This is a genomic window from Rhodoferax sp. GW822-FHT04A08, from assembly GCF_058801025.1.
Genome location: NZ_JBXAMW010000003.1, coordinates 158,225 through 176,523 on the forward strand (window position 1 = coordinate 158,225; position 18,299 = coordinate 176,523).

The following is an 18,299-nucleotide window of genomic DNA, read 5'->3' on the forward strand; positions in this document are numbered from 1 at the left end:
CAAATGATTACCATCGTGGCGTAACAGACTCTAACTTTTTCCTTCATCTTCAAGAAGCCTAAGTTCCTTCGGCGTGGGAATGCTTTTGGATGCATCACTGGCAAGGCCGTACAACTCCACTCCACTTAGGATTCCTCCGCTTATCAAAGATAAACGCCCCGGCGAGACTACTTTCATCACCCATCAGGAAGTCGCCCAGGACGTGAACACCGGAGGGCGCCAATGGTTTATTCTCAATTTTGAAATTGAAGCTGGCGCATCCGCATTGGCAATGCCAAAGGGTTGCTTTCGCCAATTTCAGCTGCTTCAGATACCCGAAGGCTTCATCAGTTCCGTTTTCGAGCATCCACCTTGCAGTTGCAACTCAGCAACTGACAGTGAACGTGATTCTGGGTTTGGAGTCATTTGCTTCGAAAGTCCGGTTTCGCGGCACAACCGAAGTCTCTCGAACTCTAATCGCTGTTTCCAAGTTCCAAGTTCCATAGAACGTCACACGACCGACAATGCGCTGACCAGTAGTCAGGCAAGTCCTTTCGAAAGGACTTGGTGACGGTGCTCCCGTGACAGAGTGGGCAGCGCACGAAAAAGGTCATTACGCCTAACCCGACAAGTAGAGACAGATTCGATATAAATACAAACCAGATAGCAATGTTGCCAAAGTTACCTAAGAAACCGTGATTTCCAAGATAAATCACTCCCCCAAGGCTCACTCCAAAATAGAGAAACACACCGAAAAAGTATCTCTTCCATTTTTTTATGAATGTGGGGTGCAGCATGACTTTCATGGCATTCATCGCGGAGTTTGAATTCGGGCGTATCGTATCGCGCAATTGGAAGGTCGTTGTGTAAGACCGGTTTCACGGCGAAGCGGGATTCTTCTTGACGTCCGGGTCGAGCAAATTTTAGAGGGTATCAGCCAAAGGCGACGACGCACTCACGCCGATGGAATTAAGCCTCCTAACCAGTGACCTTGCGGCATTCTCAGACTCAACCGAGACTTGCACTTTTGACCCAGTTAGGATTTTGTCAGTCAATCGCTTGGCGTCGCCCAGTCCAATACCCAGGTTGTCCCGTAGCACTTCTGTGCAACTAACCTTCTGCATTCCCCGTTCCCATCCCGTAATTTCGACAATATGGCTCATGGTTTGAGTGTCCGCTTCCGAGGCAATTCAGCCATTCGACACCAACATTTATTGCGTGTCTGGTTCAACTGGTAGGTTTTCCGCAATAGTGACCCAGTCAACATGTGTGTCATAGTGGGCGTGGGAACCTGGTTCGCGATCAAGAGGCTGTGTAAACAGCGCTCTGGCTATATGCGTTTCGCCTGCACTGATTTGGGAACGAAAGAACATAGGGCTTCCGCAATGGCTGCAAAACCCACGTCTGCTACCACTTGGCTCGCTGTACCAGGACAGGTTATTCTGGCTGTCAACTATTTTGACTTGACCAGTATCTGCACCCACCCATGTCACAAATGCACTACCATGCGCGCGCTGGCAGCGCGAGCAGTGGCAATGGACAACCCACTTTGTGGGATATTGCAAGGTAAAGGTAATTGAACCGCATAAGCAACTACCTATGGACTGGCTATTTTGATTGGGCATTCTTTGCTGGATGATTTTACCTTTTGAAGGTTGGCAATAAGGCGCTCCTGTTGCTCCAAATGGTCTTTTCAATTTGCAATTTGCTTGAACCTTGGATCACTAACTACAGCCTCAATGAGCTTTTGCACCGCAGGAACAAATGCCTGAGACACATCGCCACAGGCTTTATCTCCAAAAAAACTTCCAGAGAAATTGAAATTGGTTTTAGTCGTATAACTTTCATTTCTCGAGTTGGAAATTGTGAGCGCTGTGTTCCAATTGCCGTCGGTCATTCCCGAGCTGAAATCAATTTCGTCAAGCTTCCCGGTGAGAATAAGTTTCGAATTCGGATCGTAAACGCCTGCTTGCTTAAGTTCGGACACGAAAGCCTTTTCAATATAAGTTTCAAAGCTTGGCTCAACGGTTACCGGACCAACTGCACGGCATACGATTGACGAGAGTCCTGGCTTTGCTGACTGAAAAGCTTTGACCGACACAGGCCTTATGTTCGTTGCCCGTATTCCGTCAACGTTACTTGCAGACGCAGCATAAGGTAGAGCTTTAAATGCGCAGCCCGACAACAGACTCGCGACAACTGCAAAAATGGAAATGTAGGATTTCATCAGAAGGTTTTGTAAAGAGTGAGGAAATAACGCATATTGTGGCCGACAGAATGTGGATTGAACATCCCCCAAAACGGGTGACAATAAGAACTCCAGACACATTGAACAGATATTTCCATTCAGCTCAATACCCTTAATGAAGAATGAATATGGTCTGGACACCTTCATTCTCACTTATGTCAAAACGAACACGCTCGGCGTCATTCAGAACATACAAGAATGCCTGTGCACCACCAAACTGCCAGGGTGTTTTAAGAGGTTTCCCCTTCAGATCCCGAACCATTTTCTCAGTGTCACCTAATTTGACGCCAGCGATAGTGCCGGGAAATGGTGGTTCGAGTCTGATAATTTCAACAATACCGTCTTTGTTGAAAAATACCCTTATGCCTTTGGATCTCAAATAGAGATTTGTTTTTCCCTCATTTGGATCGGGTACGCCTTTTGGCGTTGCGGACACGGTGGGTTCAAGGTCATTGGAAGTCTTCAAGGCGCTTCTAACTGCCTGTATGGTGTCTCCTACCTTGAACGGGATTCGGTCAATTAACCCCTCGGGTGCACCACTTTCCACGGCGCTTGAGGGCGCTTGTGGCACTCTTTTGTCTACCGTCAAAACGGGTGCCGGCGCCACCGTACGGAATGACCGAACGTCAGCATAAGCATCTTTCGGCTGGGAGTAGTCAAAGGCCTTGATAGACCTATCTTGCAAAGTCTCCGCCCAATCCGACAGTCTTTTCAAAAACGCTTGCTGGGGCTCTCTGGTTGCCAGCACCTCCGGAGCCCAATCTCCAAGTGTGGTGCCGCGCATGCCGAGCAATGCCGGATTCAGGTCGAGAACGACTTTGTAATAGCGCCCGTTTGCTCCGCTATTGGTAAGAACAATAGAGAAGAAGAGTACTGGCGCATTGTCAACCGTGAGGTTTGTGGCATCAATCGTCATGCAATTGTCGTAGCGCCCATGCCCCTGATTGCGGCTTACGAGGTGACCCGGCGAGCAAGGTGAGCCCGACCACGAGGAGCCAGATCCAGCCCCGATGTTTGTTGTGATCGTTTGACGCGCCAGCAATGCGTGCGATTCCACCTGCATCATTTGAATCACTCCGATGTTGGTGATGTCTCCCGCGCCAGTACTTGCCGTTCCGGCTTTGGCGCTCACAAAGGTCCAACGGCCATCTCCCGGATATATGGCATAACCACCCAAGGTATCCGTGGCGGCAACGGGATCGCCATATTTGATGGCTCGCGGCTTGGTTCCGTCAAATAAATCGGCCGAAATGGCCGCCGATCCACTCAACAGGACCAGGACCGCGCAAATGATCTTCCCCAGCATCTATGACTACTCCCAGATATTCGTTCTTGTACGTTGTTTCACACCCAACTCGATATGAAGCCCTCTCGCAATGCGAAAGAGATTAACAGCGAATTTATTCCGCTGGGGAACAAGTCTTGGTCCTACGTGAAGATGGGCGAGATCAACCAGCATTTTTGATTTCTCCATTGCATGGTGAAGATCAACCACTGGATCATTTGCAGAATTTCGCGTCCAATATCCAAATGACCAGCAAAAACACAATCTGCCTGATGTACGACGGCACCGCATTGGAAGCCGCGCAGTTTTACGCCAAGACCTTTCCGGACAGCAGCGTCGGGAATGTGTACCACGCGCCTGGGGACTACCCATCTGGCAAACAGGGCGATGTCTTGACGGTTGAGTTCACCGTCATGGGTATTGCCTGCCTGGGCGTGAACGGTGGACCGGGTTTCAAGCACAGCGAAGCTTTTTCCTTTCAGGTCGCGACGGACAACCAGGCTGAAACCGATCAGCTCTGGAATGCAATCGTCCAGAACGGTGGGCAGGAGAGCGTGTGCGGTTGGTGCAAGGACAAGTGGGGCCTGTCGTGGCAGATCACGCCGCGGGCACTGACACAGGCCATGGCCGATCCTGACCGGGCTGCTGCCAAGCGTGTCTTTCAGGCCATGATGCAAATGAAGAAGATAGACATCGCTGCGATCGAGAAGGCGCGCCGCGGCTGACCGCTCCACTTGAAGAGCCGATCAGCGAATCACTCAAGATCAGGTAGGCCGTTCACCGCGCGCTATGCGTGTTTCGATGGCAGCCAGCGCCTCGTGCAGGTCCGCCACGCTGTGGATCACCTCATGGGCTCCTGCCTCGCGCAGCGTGCGGTAGGAGTCTAACAGCGCGAAATCGCGTTCATCTTCGCTGGCCTGCACCCACTCCTCCCAACTCCAGCCCAGCGCGTTGCCGCTGGCAGCCACACCCACCGTCCAGCAACCGGCGTTCAGGCCTTCCTGCAGACCGGGCACCGTGTCATCCACCTTGACCACACTGGCGCCCAGCCCCACCAGATCCAGAGTCTGCATGCACTCCTGCATGCCTAGCGGACTGGGGCGGCTTTGTGCCACGTCGTCGCAGCAGATCACGCGTGCTGGCAAGAACCCTGCGCGCGCTGCCTTGTCGATCAACGGCGTCATGATCTTGCGCGTATAGCCGGTGGTGGTAGCCGCAGCAATGCCGCGCTCCTTGAGCATCGCGTAGGTGTCCAGAAAGCCAGGGATGAAGTCGCTGTGTTCCATGGCACTGGCTGCGCTCATGGGTTCGAACTCCTGCAGCAGCGCTGCCCCGTCCTGCGCGGCAAAGGCGTGGCCCTTGGCCTGCTGCCACTGCTCCGCAATCTCGGGCATGGCGCCCAGTGCCTCGATGTGTGCCAGCTTGGGCAAGCCCATGGGCACGCGCGCCTGGGCGATGCTGATGGTTACACCATGGTTGGCAAACAGGCGCACAAAGGCGCCCATGGGTGCCAGGCTGCCAAAGTCCACAATCGTTCCGGCCCAATCGAAGACCACTGCCTGTATCGTCATACCGCCATCCTTTCGCCTTGAAGGCATTCTTCTGCCAGCGCAAACGCCGTGCTCATGCCGGTGCCGCTGGTCACACTCAGAACCTGCACGCCGGGCAACACGGTTTCTACAAATGCGTCCTGCGTACCACTTGGGTAGATGCCTGTCCAGCGCTCTTCCACCCGGTAGTGGCCCAGGCACAGCAGGCGCTGCATCTCAAACAAAATCAGTTCCTCGGCTTCGGCTGGCGCAAAGGGCGGCAGTGACATGCCGTACTGGTGCGAGTCGCCTACCACCAGGCTGCCATCGGCACTTTGCACCACGATGAGGTGAATGCCATGGTGCAGGGTCTGCGGCATCTCCTGCTGCAGCCGGTCCGCCAGGCGCTGGGCACCGGGCAGCTCGCTGTAGCCGCGGTAGCGCCCCAGGCTCAGATCACTCATCACACCAGCCCCCAACCGATAGCCCTCGGGTGGCCGTATGCGCAGCATCTGCAGCTGGCACAGCTGGGTTTGGTGGCGGGCGAAAGCCTGCGGGAACAGGGTGCGGATATCCGGGCCCGGGCAGACCACGATGCGCTCGCCCCGCAGCTCGCCTTCGTTCAAGAGCACGCGCCCGGATTCCACCTGCCGCACCGCCTGCCCCATATGGAAACGTACGCCTTTTGACGCCAGATGCAGCCGTAGCTTCTCCACCGCCACACGTGGCTCGATGCGCAGCTCGTGCGGGCTATAGAGTGCGCCGCGCATATGGGCGTGTGCCAGGTGCGGGGCACGTTGGCGCAGGGTGTCAGGCGTCAACCATTCCAGCGCAATGCCTTCCGGCGTCTGCAGCAGTTCCTGCAACACGCCCTCCGCTTCCGCGCGCTGCGCCAACACATATAGCCCGGCATGCTCCACCTGGATGCCCGCCTGCTGCGCCACGTGGGCCCAGATATCACGGGAGCGGCGGGCGCGCTGCCAGGTCGCGCCTATGGCCTGGCCGGTCACCGTGACAAAGCCGAAGTTGCGAATGGACGCACCGGTGCACACCGGTTCACGGTCTACCACCTGCACCCGCAGCCCCTGCTCCACAGCGACCAAGGCGCAGGCCAGTCCCACAATGCCGGCACCAACGACGACCAGATCAGACGCGTTGTCCGAGACTTCAGTTGCTTGCAATGAAATTCCTTCCGCGGGCGGTCCGCATTTCTGTGTTCAGCACGGCAAGACCGGAGGCACTTTCGCGCAGGTCACGCGGCTGCACCTCCAGGCTCTGCAGCCAGCGATGCAATTGCGCGGCTCCGTCCCGCGCTGCACCGCCCCACACGCGTCCCAAGGCCACATCGCATTGCGGTGTGCTATGCAGCGCCAGCTCCCACACCATGGGCAGCCAGACGGCGCAGGCCTCGCCATGCGGCATGCCTTCCTGCAGTGTCAATTCGTAAGACAGCGCATGCGCCAGCGCTGTCTGGGTTTGCGACATGGCCATGCCGGCCAGCAGGCTGGCGCGCGCCATGGCGGTGCGCGCATCCAGGTCACGCGGCTGCGCCAGAAGCGTGGGCAAGGTGTGCAACACCAGCTGAGCCGCGTCCACCGCCAACGCTTCGCTCAGCGGTGTGGCATGGCGATTCCAGAGTGACTCCAGCGCATGGGCCAGGGTATCGAGCGCGCAGTCGCGCGTCTGGCGCACCGGGCAGCTCAGCGTCAGAGCCGGGTCTACATAGGCATGCTCGGCAAATCCGTCGGCCGGGGCCCATGACAGCTTGGCGGGCTCCGGCACCTCGGTATCCCATACCGTGGCCCAGCGGGTCACTTCACTGCCGGTGCCGGCGGTGGTGGTCACCAGTACCAACGGATGGCGCGCGGCATCTTCGGGCACGCGGTTGGCACGCCAGCATTGCGCAGCGTCTGCCACATTGCGCATGCGAAAGCGCAACACCTTGGCCAGGTCCAGCGTGGAGCCGCCGCCTATGGCGACCACGGTAGCTTCGGGGCATTCGGTCATCACAGGCCAGAGGGACTCGCACAGTGCCTGCGCCTGCATCACGGAGGCCAGCCCACCCATGAACCAGCTCCAGCCTTTGCAGTGCGCGCCCAGGCGCTCGACCAGCAGGGTCTCGTTCTCATAGCTGAGGGCCGCGCGGTCGGCCAGCACCACCACCGGGCCGTTGGCCTGCAGGCTCTGGAAACAGTCCACGCCCCAGTGCACGCGCACCGGGTTGAACCAGCCTAAATGAAGCGGTTGCGCAGCCATGCCGAGAACACGTCGATCAGTGTCACCGTGACCACCAGCATCAGCAGCACGGCGCAGGTCTGCGCGTACTGGAAGCTGCGGATCACCTCATACAGCACCACGCCGATGCCGCCCGCCCCCACCATGCCGACCACGGAAGCCGAGCGCACATTGGACTCAAAGCGGTACAGCGAGTACGACAGCCACAACGGCATCACCTGTGGGATGACACCGTAGGCCAGCTCGGCCAGCTTATGCGCGCCGGTGGCGCGTATGCCTTCTACCGGGCGGGGGTCTATGGCTTCCACCGCCTCCGAAAACAGCTTGCCCAGCGTACCTGCCGTGTGTACGAACAGCGCCAGCACACCCGCAAATGGCCCAAGCCCCACGGCCACGATGAACAGCATGGCAAACACCATCTCGTTGATGGCTCGGCACGCGTCCATGATGCGGCGCACCGGCTGGTACACCCAGGGTGGCGATACGTTGTGCGCGCTCAAAAGCCCCAGCGGCACGGCGGCAATGATGGCCAGCACCGTGCCCCACACAGCGATGTGCAGGGTCACCAGCATCTCTTGCAGATAGATGCGCCAGTCGTGGAAATTCGGTGGGAAGAACTCGCGGGCAAAGACGCCCATGTTGCCCGCGTCCCGGATCAAATCCAGCGGACGCATCTCGGCGCCGCGCTAGGCCCAGACCAGCACCACCAGTGCCACCAGCCAACCCAGCTGGGTCTTCCAACCACTGCGGCTGGAAGACGCCTGGGTGAGCAGTGCCTGGAGTTTGGGAGATGCGGCGGTGGAAACGGTCATGGGCTACAGGGTCACAAGTCAATTACTTGCCGAGCGCGGCAAGCTTCTTGTCGATTTCGGCCAGCATCTTGGTCTTTTCTTCGGCGCTGTACTGGGCGTCGTTCTCCACCTTGGTGCGGTCCTTGAACAGCTCCAGCTGGCGGATGGGAACCAGTTGCTCGTTGGTGGATTCCTTGAAGCCGCTGTAGTTGTAGATGTTCTTCAGCACGGCCTTGTCGGCATCGGTCTTGCAGTAGCTCAGCAGAAAGCCCTTGACCTTGGCCTTGACGCCTGCGTCCAGGTCCTTGCGCCATACCAGCGGGTCATTGGGGATCAGCGGGCTCTTCCAGATGATCTTGAGTTCCTTGGCCAGCTCGGGCTTGGTGGCTTCGAGCTTTTCAATTTCTTCGGTGTTGTTGGTAGCCACGTCCAGCTGCTTGGCCAACACGGCCTGGATGTTGGCGCCGTGGCTGGCGTTGCGGATGGTCTTGAAGGCGGTGCGCGGATCTACCTTGTTCTGTGCAAACACGTAGCAGCTGGGCACCAGGAAGCCGGAGGTGGAACCGGGGTCGCCAATGCCGAAGTTGATGGACTTGCTGTTCTTCAGCACGTCGCTCAGGCTGTTGTAGGGGCTGTCCTTTTGCGTGATCAGCAGGGATGAATAGCCCAGTGAGCCGTCTGCCTTGAGCACTTGCGCAAACACCTCGCCGCTGGAGCGGTCCACCGCGTCAATGGCGGCCTTGTTGCCGTACCAGGCGATCTGCACCTTGTTGAAGCGCATGGCTTCCACCACGCCGGCGTAGTCGGGTGCGTAGAAGGCCTTGACGGTCAGACCAGTCTTCTTTTCCATGTCGCGGAACAGCGGTTCCCAGCGCTCACGCTCCACGCTGGCAGCGTCAGTGGCGATGATGCCGAAGTTGATTTCCTGCGCGGTGGCAGCCACGCTGGCCAGCGCCAGCAACGAGACGGACAAAAGACGTACAGACTTCATAGAGTTTCTCCGGATGAACAAAAAAAGGAAATTCAGGCCGCAAGCGCTACAGGTACTTGCCTAAGGGGCAATGGCGGGGAGTCGAGCGGGTCGTGCTCCATCAGCAGCTCTTCGGTGCTTGCGCCATACAGATGGCGCAAGCGGATGTCGTCCAGCTCCATGGGCGAACCATCGAACACCAGCTCACCTGCCCGCAGCGCGATGATGCGGTCGCAGTAGCGCCGCGCCATGGCCACGTTGTGCAGGCTCACCACCAGCGTCATGCCCTGGCTGCGGTTGAGGTGGTGCAGCAGGTCCATCACGCGGCGCGCGGACTCCGGGTCAAGTGCCGACACCGGTTCATCGGCCAGCAGAATGCGTGCGCCTTGCAACAAGGCCCGCGCCACGGCGGCGCGCTGCTGCTGGCCGCCCGACAAGGTCGATGCACGTTGGAATGCATAGTCCGCCAGGCCCACAGACTCCAGCGCCTGCAAGGCCTGCAATTGCTCGTCGCGGGAGAAGCGCGCAGTCAGGCTGCGCCACAGGGGCATGCGCGGCAGCAGGCCGGTCAGCACATTGGAGAGCACGTCCATGCGCCCCACCAAATTGAACTGCTGGAAGATGATGCCGGTCTGGCGGCGCAGGTCACGAATGTCGCTGCTCAGGGCACCCGCCGATTGCAGGGGCCGCCCGAACAGCTCCACCAGACTATCCTTACCATCCAGCCGCTCCAGGCCGCAGATGCTGCGCAGCAAGGTGGACTTGCCCGAACCCGATGCACCCAGCAACCCGACACACTCCCCTTGCTGAATGGTGGCGTTCACATCATCCAGGGCTTTGGCGCGGCGATTGAACGACTTGCTGGCATGGGCGATGCGGATAGCGGAAACGATGGGCGAACTCATGCGCGCAATCTTCACGATGCGGCATGAAAGAGTGATGACAACGTGATGAAGGTTCCGTGCATGGCACGCGTAGTGCGGCACCTTGCGGGTGTCATCACATCTTCATGCAGGCAACCGATCATCCGGCCATGCATTCACCACTGGACCTGTTGGAACTCTACGTATTCAAAGGCAACCTGGCCTATGACGGCGAGGGCATCAGCCAAATCGAACATGCCTGGCAATGCGGTCAGCTGGCATTACAGGCGGGTGCCACGCCGGAATTGCAGCTGGCCAGTTGGCTGCACGACGTCGGGCACCTGATGACCGATCTGCATGGCACCCCCACGCTGCGCGGCATTGACGACCAGCATGAGAACGTTGGCGCCCAGACATTGCTGGCGCTCTGGGGCCCCGCGGTGGCAGAGCCGGTGCGGCTGCACGTGCATGCCAAGCGCTATCTGGTGACCACACACCCGGGCTACGTGCAGACCCTGTCACCGGATTCCGTGCGCAGCCTGGCATTGCAGGGCGGCCCCATGGGTGAGCAGGAATGCGCGGAGTTCCGGGCCAACGCCTTTGCCCTGGCTGCCCAGCAGCTGCGCAGCTGGGACGATAACGGCAAGCACGTTGGCTGGTTTGCGCCCGACGTGCAGCAAGCCCACTCCGAGCTGCAGGCGCTGATGCAGCGCGTTTCCGCCCGGCTTGGTTCAGGCCTGGCGCTGCTGTAGCAGGAATTCCTCGAAGTGCTCAGGCGCCATGGGCCGGGCAAAGTGATAACCCTGCAGTGCGTTGACACCCAGCGCATGCAAGGCCGCCGCCGTGCGCTCATCCTCCACGCCCTCGGCGACAGTCTGCAGGTTGAAGGCCGACGCGATCTTGACAATGGCCTGGATCAGTTGGGCGCCCTGGGGAATATGCACGCGCCGGACAAAGGAAATATCGATCTTGACCTTGGTTGCCGGCATGTCGTGCAGCTGCGATAAGGACGAATAGCCGGTCCCAAAATCGTCGATGGCAATGCCAAAGCCGCAGGCCGTGAGTTCGGCCAACCGCTTGGTGGTGTGTTCCGCGTCCTCCATGGCCACGCTCTCGGTGATCTCCAGGTCGATCACACTCGGAGACAGATCCAGCCGTGTCAGATCATCCAGCAGATCGGTGGTGAAGCTGGGGATGAAGAGCTGACGGCGCGACACGTTCACCGCCATGCGCAGCTCCATGCCCAGGCGCTTCCAGCGGCTCATGTTCTCCACGGTTTTGGCCCACACCTGCTGCCCCACCTCGCGTATCAGCCCAAGGTTCTCGGCCATGGGAATGAAGGTGGCGGGCGATACCCAGCCGTAGGTCTCGTCATGCCAGCGTGCCAGCGCTTCGCAACCAATGGTGCGGCGGGTGGCGGCGTCCACAATCGGCTGGAACCACACCTGCAGCTTGTGTTGCTTGATAGCCTTGGCCAGCATGTTCTGGATATAAAGCGAGCGGCGCTCCTGGTCGCGGTCGGCGATATCGGACACAAAGCGGATGGTGTTGCGACCCTGCTCCTTGGCAAAGAACATGGCGCGGTCGGCCTGCGACAGCATGGCCTCCGTTGTTTCGGCATCGTCCGGGAATATCGCCACACCCATACTGCAGGTGACGTTGAACTGGTTGCCGTCGATCTGTATGGGCCGCTCGCAACTGGCAGCGAACTTGGCCATGACCTCGCGGCCGTCCTGTGCGCTCGACAAATCGGTCAGCAACACGACGAACTCGTCACCGCCCCAGCGGGCCAGCGTGTCGCCCGCGCGCAGAGAGGCCCTGAGCGTCTGCGCCAGGGCCACCAGCATCTGGTCGCCGACCTTGTGACCGTGCTGGTCGTTCACATTCTTGAAGTGGTCCAGATCCACAAAGCCAACGGCCACTTTGGTGCCTTTGCGTTGCGCGGTGCGCAGGGCCACGGCGGCGCGGTCCTCAAACAGGATGCGGTTGGGCAACTCGGTGAGTGCGTCGTGCAGAGCCATGTGGGAGATGTGCTTTTCCAGCAGGTAGCTCTGCGTAATGTCACGCAACACACCGCGCACACTGGTCGGGAGCTTGCCTTTCTCATCACCGGTGATGAAGCGGTACTCCACCCACAACTCCTTTTTGTCCCCCTGATGCAGACGGATACGGCCCACCAGACTGCTTTTCTCACCGGTGAAAAGCTGGTCCAGCTGCTTGTGAAAGTCCGGTGCTTCTTCGGGATGCAGCGCGTCAAAGATCGTGTCGCTGCGGGTCACCACCTCGCGCCCTATCAGGCGCGACCAGCCGGGACTCGCCCGCAGGTACACGCCCTGGTTGTCCAGCTCGACCACACCCTCCTCCAGGATTTCCAGCGTCTGAAGATAGGCAAACTGTTCGTGGTCAAAGGTCTCTATGCTCTGCATCAGATCGTGTGCGGACTGCGCCACCCTGGCAATCTCGTCCGGGCGTGATCCGGCCTGGTGCAGCAGGCGTTTCAGCGGCTCGCTCATGTGGCGCGAACCCGCAAACTGAGCGGTGGCCTGGCTGAGGTATTCGATCCGCCGGGTCACCCGCGTGGACCAGCGGCCTATCGCCACCCACAACACCACGGTGAACAGTGCCAGCAGTGCCAGAGCCGAGCAGAAGATGAGCTGCCGGGAAAGTGGCTCGCGCACCGCATACTGCACCAGCAGTTGAGGTGCCGCGAGATCGTTGTCGAACCACTGCAAGGGACGTTGCTCGGCGTCCATGGCGTCATAGCTGACGGTGCCGCTGAAGCCCATGTTGACTGCCACATCGTCGTCCACCGAACCGCGCGAACTGCCGATGGTGCGGTTATTGAGCACCAGCAGCAGACGCACATCCTGCGGTGCCAGCGTTGCCAGCACGCTGCTGTCCAGCGCCTGCAGGAAGACGATCTGCCCGTTGCCCAGATCGCCCAGCCACAGCGGCGCCTGGATCAGGGCAAAGGCGGTGCGCCGCTGTGCGCTGTAGTACCAGACCGGGATGTGGGAGTTGCCATCGATCTGTTTGCCAAAGTCCTCACCGTCTGGACCAAACGCAAACAGGACCTTGCCTTGCGAACTGGTCACCACGCCCGAAGGGAAGCGCCCCACTTGCCCCTCCAGCCGGCTAAAGTACGCCTGCAGCTTGAGCCAGCTGCCTTCGTTGCTCTTGCCGAATATCCGCATGAAATCGATCTGCGACTTCACCTCCAGTGCGTTCTTCTGCCAGTTGCCCTTGAGCTGCGTGATGCTGTGCTTCACATATTGCACGGACTCTTCCACCGCCGCCTGGGCCGTGCGCTGCAGCAGCATCTGGTAAGCCAGCAACAACGCAACGCCGCCAAACAATGCCACCAACACGAAGGCGGAAAAAAGCCGCCAATACACCTGATGCCGCAGGCTGCCACCGGTGTTGCGCTTCATAGGCCGTATCGCATTTGCATCAGGCGCCCTGCCCCGCCCATCGGCTGTTGACGATGCTGCTCAAATCCAGGGCAGCAACCGCGTCGCTGGTTTCCACGGCATGCAGAAAGCGGTTGGTGGTGTTGATCTCATCCGGCACGAACTTGCCGTCGGGTGAGTAGATGTTCTTGTGATCGGCAAGCACATCCAGCCAGGCCCTGCGCTCCGGTCCATCCTCCAGCGCCAGGGCGCCGACGATGTCCTGGGCCGAATGGGCGTGAATCCACACCAGCGTGCGCGTGACCGTGCGCACCACTTTGCCGACCAGATCGGGCTTGCTGGCAATGAAATCATCGCGCGTGGCGAGATGCCCGTTCAGGAAAAGCCCGCCCATGAGCTTGCGGGTTTGACCCAAGTCATGGAAATCCGCCAGGGCAAAAGCCACTTTTTCCTTGATGAGCCGGGTCGCAAAGGGTTCATCCCCCATGATGGCGTCGACCGTGCCACTGGCCAACGCCGCGTGCTGGCTGTCGAAGGACTGCCCCACCGCCACAAAGTTGACCTTGTCAGGCGCCACCCCAGCCTGGCGCAACACGAATTCGGTGATCAGCTGGGTCGTCGAGCGCCCACCCGGCACATGGCCCTTGACTCCCAGTACCTGACCGCTCAGATCCCGGATATTTTTGATGGAGCGTTCAAACTGCTTGCGCACCAGCAGCGTATAGGCTGGCACGCGGGTAATGGGTGCCACGCAGACCACCGGGTTGCCGCTGGCCTTCTGCAGCCCCAGAGCGGGCAGGCCTCCGACCGAGAAGTCGGTATTGCGGTCCAGCATTTGCTGGAAAGCCTGCGGGCCGCCGCCCACATAGCGGATATCCAGCTGAATACCCTGGGCCACATCGGCCCCCGTCCTGAGCGCCAGCGCCAGAGGCAGAAAATGCAAATTGCCGGGACCGGGGACGGCGATGGCAACTCTCTGCAGACCAGCCGCCAAGACCCATGGTGCAACGCCCGCAGCCGCTGTGGGAGCGCCCAGGTACCTGAGTAGTTGTCTTCGTTGCATTTGCTGTCCCCCTAACTATTCTTCTGGATGGTGGCATCCAGCGTGTTCCGCACTGCAGGGTCTGCGCCCTGTTGTGTGCCAAACTAGCAGTGAGCATCATAGACCTGTAACAGCTTGTTGCCGATTCGAGTTTACGGCGTACTACGGACCTGTCATACGAATGAAATGAATTTGTTACATGCTGTGTGCCTTTTTCCTCCACATATCCGAACGGTGAATCCATGAGCCTTGACAGCACTGCACAAGAAGAGATGATGCGCCGCCTGCGCGAAGATCTGCTCGACAGCTACGACGAAGAGCTCGAGATGGAGCTCGAAGAGCGCAACATGGAAGAGCTGCAGGCCTACGGCCAACCGCGCTCCGCCGACGAAAAGGTGGCACGCCGCACCTACTTCCAGGAGCTCTTTCGCCTGCAGGGTGAGTTGGTGAAATTGCAGGACTGGGTGGTGGCCAGCCGCCACAAAGTGGTGATCCTGTTTGAAGGCCGTGACGCTGCCGGCAAGGGTGGCGTGATCAAGCGCATCACCCAGCGCCTGAACCCGCGCGTGGCACGTGTGGCTGCCTTGCCCGCACCCAATGACCGCGAACGCACGCAGTGGTATTTCCAGCGCTATGTGTCGCACCTGCCGGCTGCCGGTGAGATGGTGCTGTTCGACCGCAGCTGGTACAACCGCGCCGGTGTGGAGCGCGTCATGGGCTTTTGCACCGATGACGAATACGAAGAGTTCTTCCGCACCGTGCCTGAGTTCGAGAAGATGCTGGCGCGCAGCGGCATCCAGCTCATCAAGTACTGGTTCTCCATCACCGACGACGAGCAGCACTCGCGCTTTCTGGGTCGTATCCACGACCCACTCAAGCAATGGAAGCTCAGCCCCATGGACCTGGAGTCGCGCGTGCGCTGGGAGGAATACACCAAGGCCAAGGAAACCATGCTGGAGCGCACCCACATCCCCGAGGCACCCTGGTGGATCGTGCAGGCCGTGGACAAGAAGAAGGCACGCCTGAACTGCATAGACCATCTGCTGAGCCTGATCCCCTATACCGAGATTGAGCACGACACCGTGGTGCTGCCAGCACGCGTGCGCAACGACGACTACATCCGCCACCCGGTGCCACCCGAGATGTACGTACCCGAGCGCTACTGATAACCGTGAGGTGGCGGCCCGGTTGCAATTAACCAAACCGTCACACAAGCTGTCACGCGCCTGCAATCTTCCCTCCCTACGATTGCTCCATCTCAACTGGAGGTTTATCGGATGAACGAATTTTTCAGGCAACTCAAGATTCAGCGTTGGGACGACCATCGCTATTACCACCACAGCCGCATCAACCAGACACTGCATCTGATCAGCGCCATCAGCTTCCTGGTGGCCTATGCGCTGCTGTTCACCGACCCGGCCGTTGCGGCCCTGGTGGCCTGGCTGGTATCCATGACTACGCGCCAATCCGGCCACTTCTTCTTCGAGCCGCTGGGCTACGACGAAGTCAACCAGGCCACGCAAGAACACAAGGAAGAGATCAAGGTGGGCTACAACCTGCGCCGCAAGATGGTGCTGCTGGCCATCTGGGCCGGTGCTCCCATCGCGCTGTGGATTGATCCCGGCTTCATGGGCCTGCTGGAGCCTGCCGCCTCGTGGCAAGGCTTTGCACGCAATACCGGCATGCTGTGGCTGTTCATCGGTGTGGGCGGCCTGCTGTTCCGCACGGTGCACCTGTTTTTCATCAAGGGCGTGCTCGATGGTCTGGTATGGATGACCAAGATCCTGACCGATCCCTTCCACGACATCTACCTCTACCACAAGGCTCCGTTGGCGCTGATGCGTGGTGAGTTGATTGAGGAACGTGGGCACCTGGGGCCTGTGGCCTGATACCTTGCCTTTGCGTTCAAGGCACCTCGTGGGACTCAGTGCGGCGTGGCACTCTGCGCCGTCCGTGTCCCCCGGCCTTCGGCCTCCTCCTTTACCTACCGGCGCAGAATGCCACGCCGCCCTGAGTCAACCAACGCTGTTGGCACGCGAAGGGTTTTCAGTCGTTGCGTGCCAACACTGCTGGTTGCCGATGACGCTGGGGTAGATGGTGCAGTGAGGTAAAGGAGGAGGCCGAAGGCCGGGGGACACGAACGGAACCATCTACCCCAGTGGCATCGGCCGCCACAAGCAGCCCCTAACGTGCATTCCAACCAAAAACAGGGCAACAACCAGTCACCCTGCTTTAGGCAATCAACCAAACTTGGTAGCCAACATCTCCCGCAACAACCGACGCTTGATGGTCTTGTTGGTAGTCACCCCGTCCGTCCACCACCAGCCATCCGCCTTCATCGCCAGACCCGCTTGGACAAACCGTTGCACCACCTCTTCGAAATCGGCATCCGTGAAATTCAGACTCCAGATGATGCGCCCCGTACCGACCCAGCTCAGGGCTATTCCCTCCAGGCGCAAATAGTGTTGGAACAACCAGTTATAGCTTGCGGGCTGCGTGTACAGCACGGTCCATACCGTGGACATGCCCTCCACGCGGACCGGCACGCCGGCATCGTGCAGACGCTTGTTGAGCAACGCTGCGCGGTGGTTCCAGGTTTCTTCCAAGCCCTGGTACAGGGCGCTGATACTGGCATCGTCCAGACGGCGCAGGAACACGTTCATGGCGCCCATCACATACGGGTGGGAGTTGAAGGTGCCGCGGGCAAAGCAGATGTCGGCGGGAGAGTCGTCACGGAAGCGCCGCATCCATTCGCGTTTGCCGCACACCACGCCAATGGGCAAGCCGCCGCCCAGGGTCTTGCCGTAGGTCACCAGATCGGCACGCACGCCGAAGTATTCCTGCGCGCCACCCTTGGCCAGACGGAAACCCATGAACACCTCGTCAAAGATCAGCGCGATGCCACGGTCGTCGCAGATGCGGCGCAGCTCCTGCAGCCAGGCAGTGTAGGCGGCCTTGTCGAAATGGGCCTTGCGCGAGCTGTCGAGCAGCGCGCCATCACTGGGTGCGGCCACGTTGGGATGCAGGGCCTGCAGCGGGTTGATCAGGATGCAGGCGATGTCCTTGCGGCTACGCAGCACGCGCAAGGTGCCCTCGCCCATTTCGGTCAAGGTGAAGGTATCGCGCGCGGGCACCGGGTTGCCGATGCCGGGTTGCACATCGCCCCACCAGCCATGGTACGAGCCGCAGAAGCGCACCAGCTTGCTGCGCCCCGTGTGGTAGCGCGCCAGGCGCACAGCCTGCATCACCGCCTCGGTGCCGGACATATGAAAGCTCACCTCGTCCATGCCGCTGATCTGCTTGATGCGCTTGACGTTGTCCAGCATCACCGGGTGGTAGGCGCCCAGCACCGGGCCCAGCTCACGCACCAGGGCAATGCCGTCGTCCATGCACTGCTTGTAGAAGTCGTTGCCGAACAGGTTGACGCCATAGGAGCCGGTCAAGTCGTAGAAGGTGTTGCCGTCCAGGTCGGTCACGGTCACGCCTGCGGTGCTCTGCACAAAGGAGCCCACCTTGAGGCCCTGGGCCGCCAGATCGCGGAACTGGAAGGGCACGCGGTAGGCGCTGATGAACTGCAGGTCCGACAGGCTTTGTGCTGCCTCGGCGCTTGCCGCAAGGCTTTTGGGGTATCGCCCCTGGCAGCGCGCAACGAGTGCCGCAAACGCCGCCTTGCGTTGGGCCACCACGTTGGGCGGCGCGCCGTCCACGGCAAAGGCCTGGTCTTCGCTGTAGCGGTAGCTGGGCAGCAAGGCCGCCACGCGGCGTGCGGTGCGCGGGTGACCGGCCAACGAGCGGTGCTTGGCCATCGACAACTCCAGGCGCGTCTTGGCCTTGGTCAGAGCCAACACCAGCGCTGCACTGCCTACGGTGTAAAGGGCCAGGGTATTCATACCAAACGATTCATTCACGGGTTATTGCCTTCCTAGCAAAACGATTACAGAGAACTA

The 18,299-nt window shown here is 59.6% G+C and carries 15 protein-coding genes and 1 pseudogene; 4 read left to right on the forward strand and 12 right to left on the reverse strand.

The window, feature by feature from the left end; genetic code table 11:
• Nucleotides 1-1,190: 1,190 nt before the first annotated feature.
• From AC1RMF_RS07915 to AC1RMF_RS07925, 3 genes are all read right to left on the reverse strand, one after another.
• Nucleotides 1,191-1,604, reverse strand: a complete 414-nt coding sequence (locus AC1RMF_RS07915; RefSeq protein WP_493141280.1) for a GFA family protein — start codon at nucleotides 1,602-1,604, stop codon at nucleotides 1,191-1,193.
• 68 nt (nucleotides 1,605-1,672) lie between these two features.
• A complete protein-coding gene (locus AC1RMF_RS07920) occupies nucleotides 1,673-2,206 on the reverse strand; it encodes a hypothetical protein (protein ID WP_493141036.1) in 534 nt (177 codons plus the stop codon).
• A 133-nt stretch (nucleotides 2,207-2,339) separates the two neighbouring features.
• The gene (locus AC1RMF_RS07925) at nucleotides 2,340-3,533 is read right to left on the reverse strand and encodes a hypothetical protein (RefSeq protein ID WP_493141037.1); all 1,194 of its coding nucleotides are present in this window, start codon (nucleotides 3,531-3,533) and stop codon (nucleotides 2,340-2,342) included.
• Nucleotides 3,534-3,757: 224 nt separating this feature from the next.
• Here AC1RMF_RS07925 and AC1RMF_RS07930 point away from each other — a divergent pair, with 224 nt between their 5' ends.
• Nucleotides 3,758-4,237 carry a VOC family protein gene (locus tag AC1RMF_RS07930; RefSeq protein WP_493141038.1) on the forward strand — a complete coding sequence of 160 codons (480 nt, stop codon included), beginning with the start codon at nucleotides 3,758-3,760 and terminating at the stop codon, nucleotides 4,235-4,237.
• Between the two features lie 39 nt (nucleotides 4,238-4,276).
• Here AC1RMF_RS07930 and phnX read toward each other — a convergent pair whose 3' ends face one another.
• From phnX to phnC, 6 genes and pseudogenes are all read right to left on the reverse strand, one after another.
• On the reverse strand, nucleotides 4,277-5,083 hold the full coding sequence (gene phnX / locus AC1RMF_RS07935; RefSeq protein ID WP_493141039.1) for a phosphonoacetaldehyde hydrolase: 807 nt from the start codon (nucleotides 5,081-5,083) through the stop codon (nucleotides 4,277-4,279).
• Nucleotides 5,080-6,222, reverse strand: coding sequence for a TIGR03364 family FAD-dependent oxidoreductase (locus AC1RMF_RS07940; RefSeq protein ID WP_493141040.1), 1,143 nt, complete (start codon nucleotides 6,220-6,222; stop codon nucleotides 5,080-5,082). The genes phnX and AC1RMF_RS07940 overlap by 4 nt, the downstream gene beginning before the upstream one ends.
• The gene (locus AC1RMF_RS07945) at nucleotides 6,209-7,297 is read right to left on the reverse strand and encodes an iron-containing alcohol dehydrogenase (RefSeq protein WP_493141041.1); all 1,089 of its coding nucleotides are present in this window, start codon (nucleotides 7,295-7,297) and stop codon (nucleotides 6,209-6,211) included. The genes AC1RMF_RS07940 and AC1RMF_RS07945 overlap by 14 nt, the downstream gene beginning before the upstream one ends.
• A pseudogene (gene phnE / locus AC1RMF_RS07950) lies at nucleotides 7,273-8,088 on the reverse strand (phosphonate ABC transporter, permease protein PhnE). Before phnE ends, AC1RMF_RS07945 begins: the two are co-directional and overlap by 25 nt.
• 22 nt (nucleotides 8,089-8,110) lie before the next feature.
• Complete coding sequence (gene phnD, locus AC1RMF_RS07955; RefSeq protein ID WP_493141042.1) at nucleotides 8,111-9,058, reverse strand: phosphonate ABC transporter substrate-binding protein; 948 nt, start codon at nucleotides 9,056-9,058, stop codon at nucleotides 8,111-8,113.
• Nucleotides 9,059-9,090: 32 nt separating this feature from the next.
• Nucleotides 9,091-9,942: a phosphonate ABC transporter ATP-binding protein gene (gene phnC / locus AC1RMF_RS07960; protein ID WP_342617081.1), complete on the reverse strand. Its 852-nt coding sequence runs from the start codon at nucleotides 9,940-9,942 to the stop codon at nucleotides 9,091-9,093.
• Nucleotides 9,943-10,070: 128 nt separating this feature from the next.
• Between phnC and AC1RMF_RS07965 the strand changes: the two genes are divergently transcribed.
• Nucleotides 10,071-10,652, forward strand: coding sequence for an HD domain-containing protein (locus AC1RMF_RS07965; RefSeq protein WP_493141043.1), 582 nt, complete (start codon nucleotides 10,071-10,073; stop codon nucleotides 10,650-10,652).
• Here the strand turns inward: AC1RMF_RS07965 and AC1RMF_RS07970 are convergent.
• On the reverse strand, nucleotides 10,632-13,331 hold the full coding sequence (locus AC1RMF_RS07970) for a putative bifunctional diguanylate cyclase/phosphodiesterase (protein ID WP_493141044.1): 2,700 nt from the start codon (nucleotides 13,329-13,331) through the stop codon (nucleotides 10,632-10,634). The two genes, AC1RMF_RS07965 and AC1RMF_RS07970, sit on opposite strands and share 21 nt — an antisense overlap.
• A gap of 19 nt (nucleotides 13,332-13,350) precedes the next feature.
• Nucleotides 13,351-14,373, reverse strand: coding sequence for an ABC transporter substrate-binding protein (locus AC1RMF_RS07975; protein WP_493141045.1), 1,023 nt, complete (start codon nucleotides 14,371-14,373; stop codon nucleotides 13,351-13,353).
• Between the two features lie 221 nt (nucleotides 14,374-14,594).
• On the opposite strand from AC1RMF_RS07975, the gene ppk2 reads away from it, so the two are divergent.
• Together ppk2 and AC1RMF_RS07985 are read left to right on the forward strand one after the other, a co-directional pair.
• Nucleotides 14,595-15,518, forward strand: coding sequence for a polyphosphate kinase 2 (gene ppk2 / locus AC1RMF_RS07980; protein ID WP_342617077.1), 924 nt, complete (start codon nucleotides 14,595-14,597; stop codon nucleotides 15,516-15,518).
• Between the two features lie 111 nt (nucleotides 15,519-15,629).
• Nucleotides 15,630-16,241 carry a hypothetical protein gene (locus tag AC1RMF_RS07985; RefSeq protein ID WP_493141046.1) on the forward strand — a complete coding sequence of 204 codons (612 nt, stop codon included), beginning with the start codon at nucleotides 15,630-15,632 and terminating at the stop codon, nucleotides 16,239-16,241.
• Between the two features lie 351 nt (nucleotides 16,242-16,592).
• Here the strand turns inward: AC1RMF_RS07985 and AC1RMF_RS07990 are convergent, their stop codons facing one another.
• A complete protein-coding gene (locus AC1RMF_RS07990; RefSeq protein WP_493141047.1) occupies nucleotides 16,593-18,260 on the reverse strand; it encodes an aminotransferase class III-fold pyridoxal phosphate-dependent enzyme in 1,668 nt (555 codons plus the stop codon).
• Nucleotides 18,261-18,299: the final 39 nt, after the last annotated feature.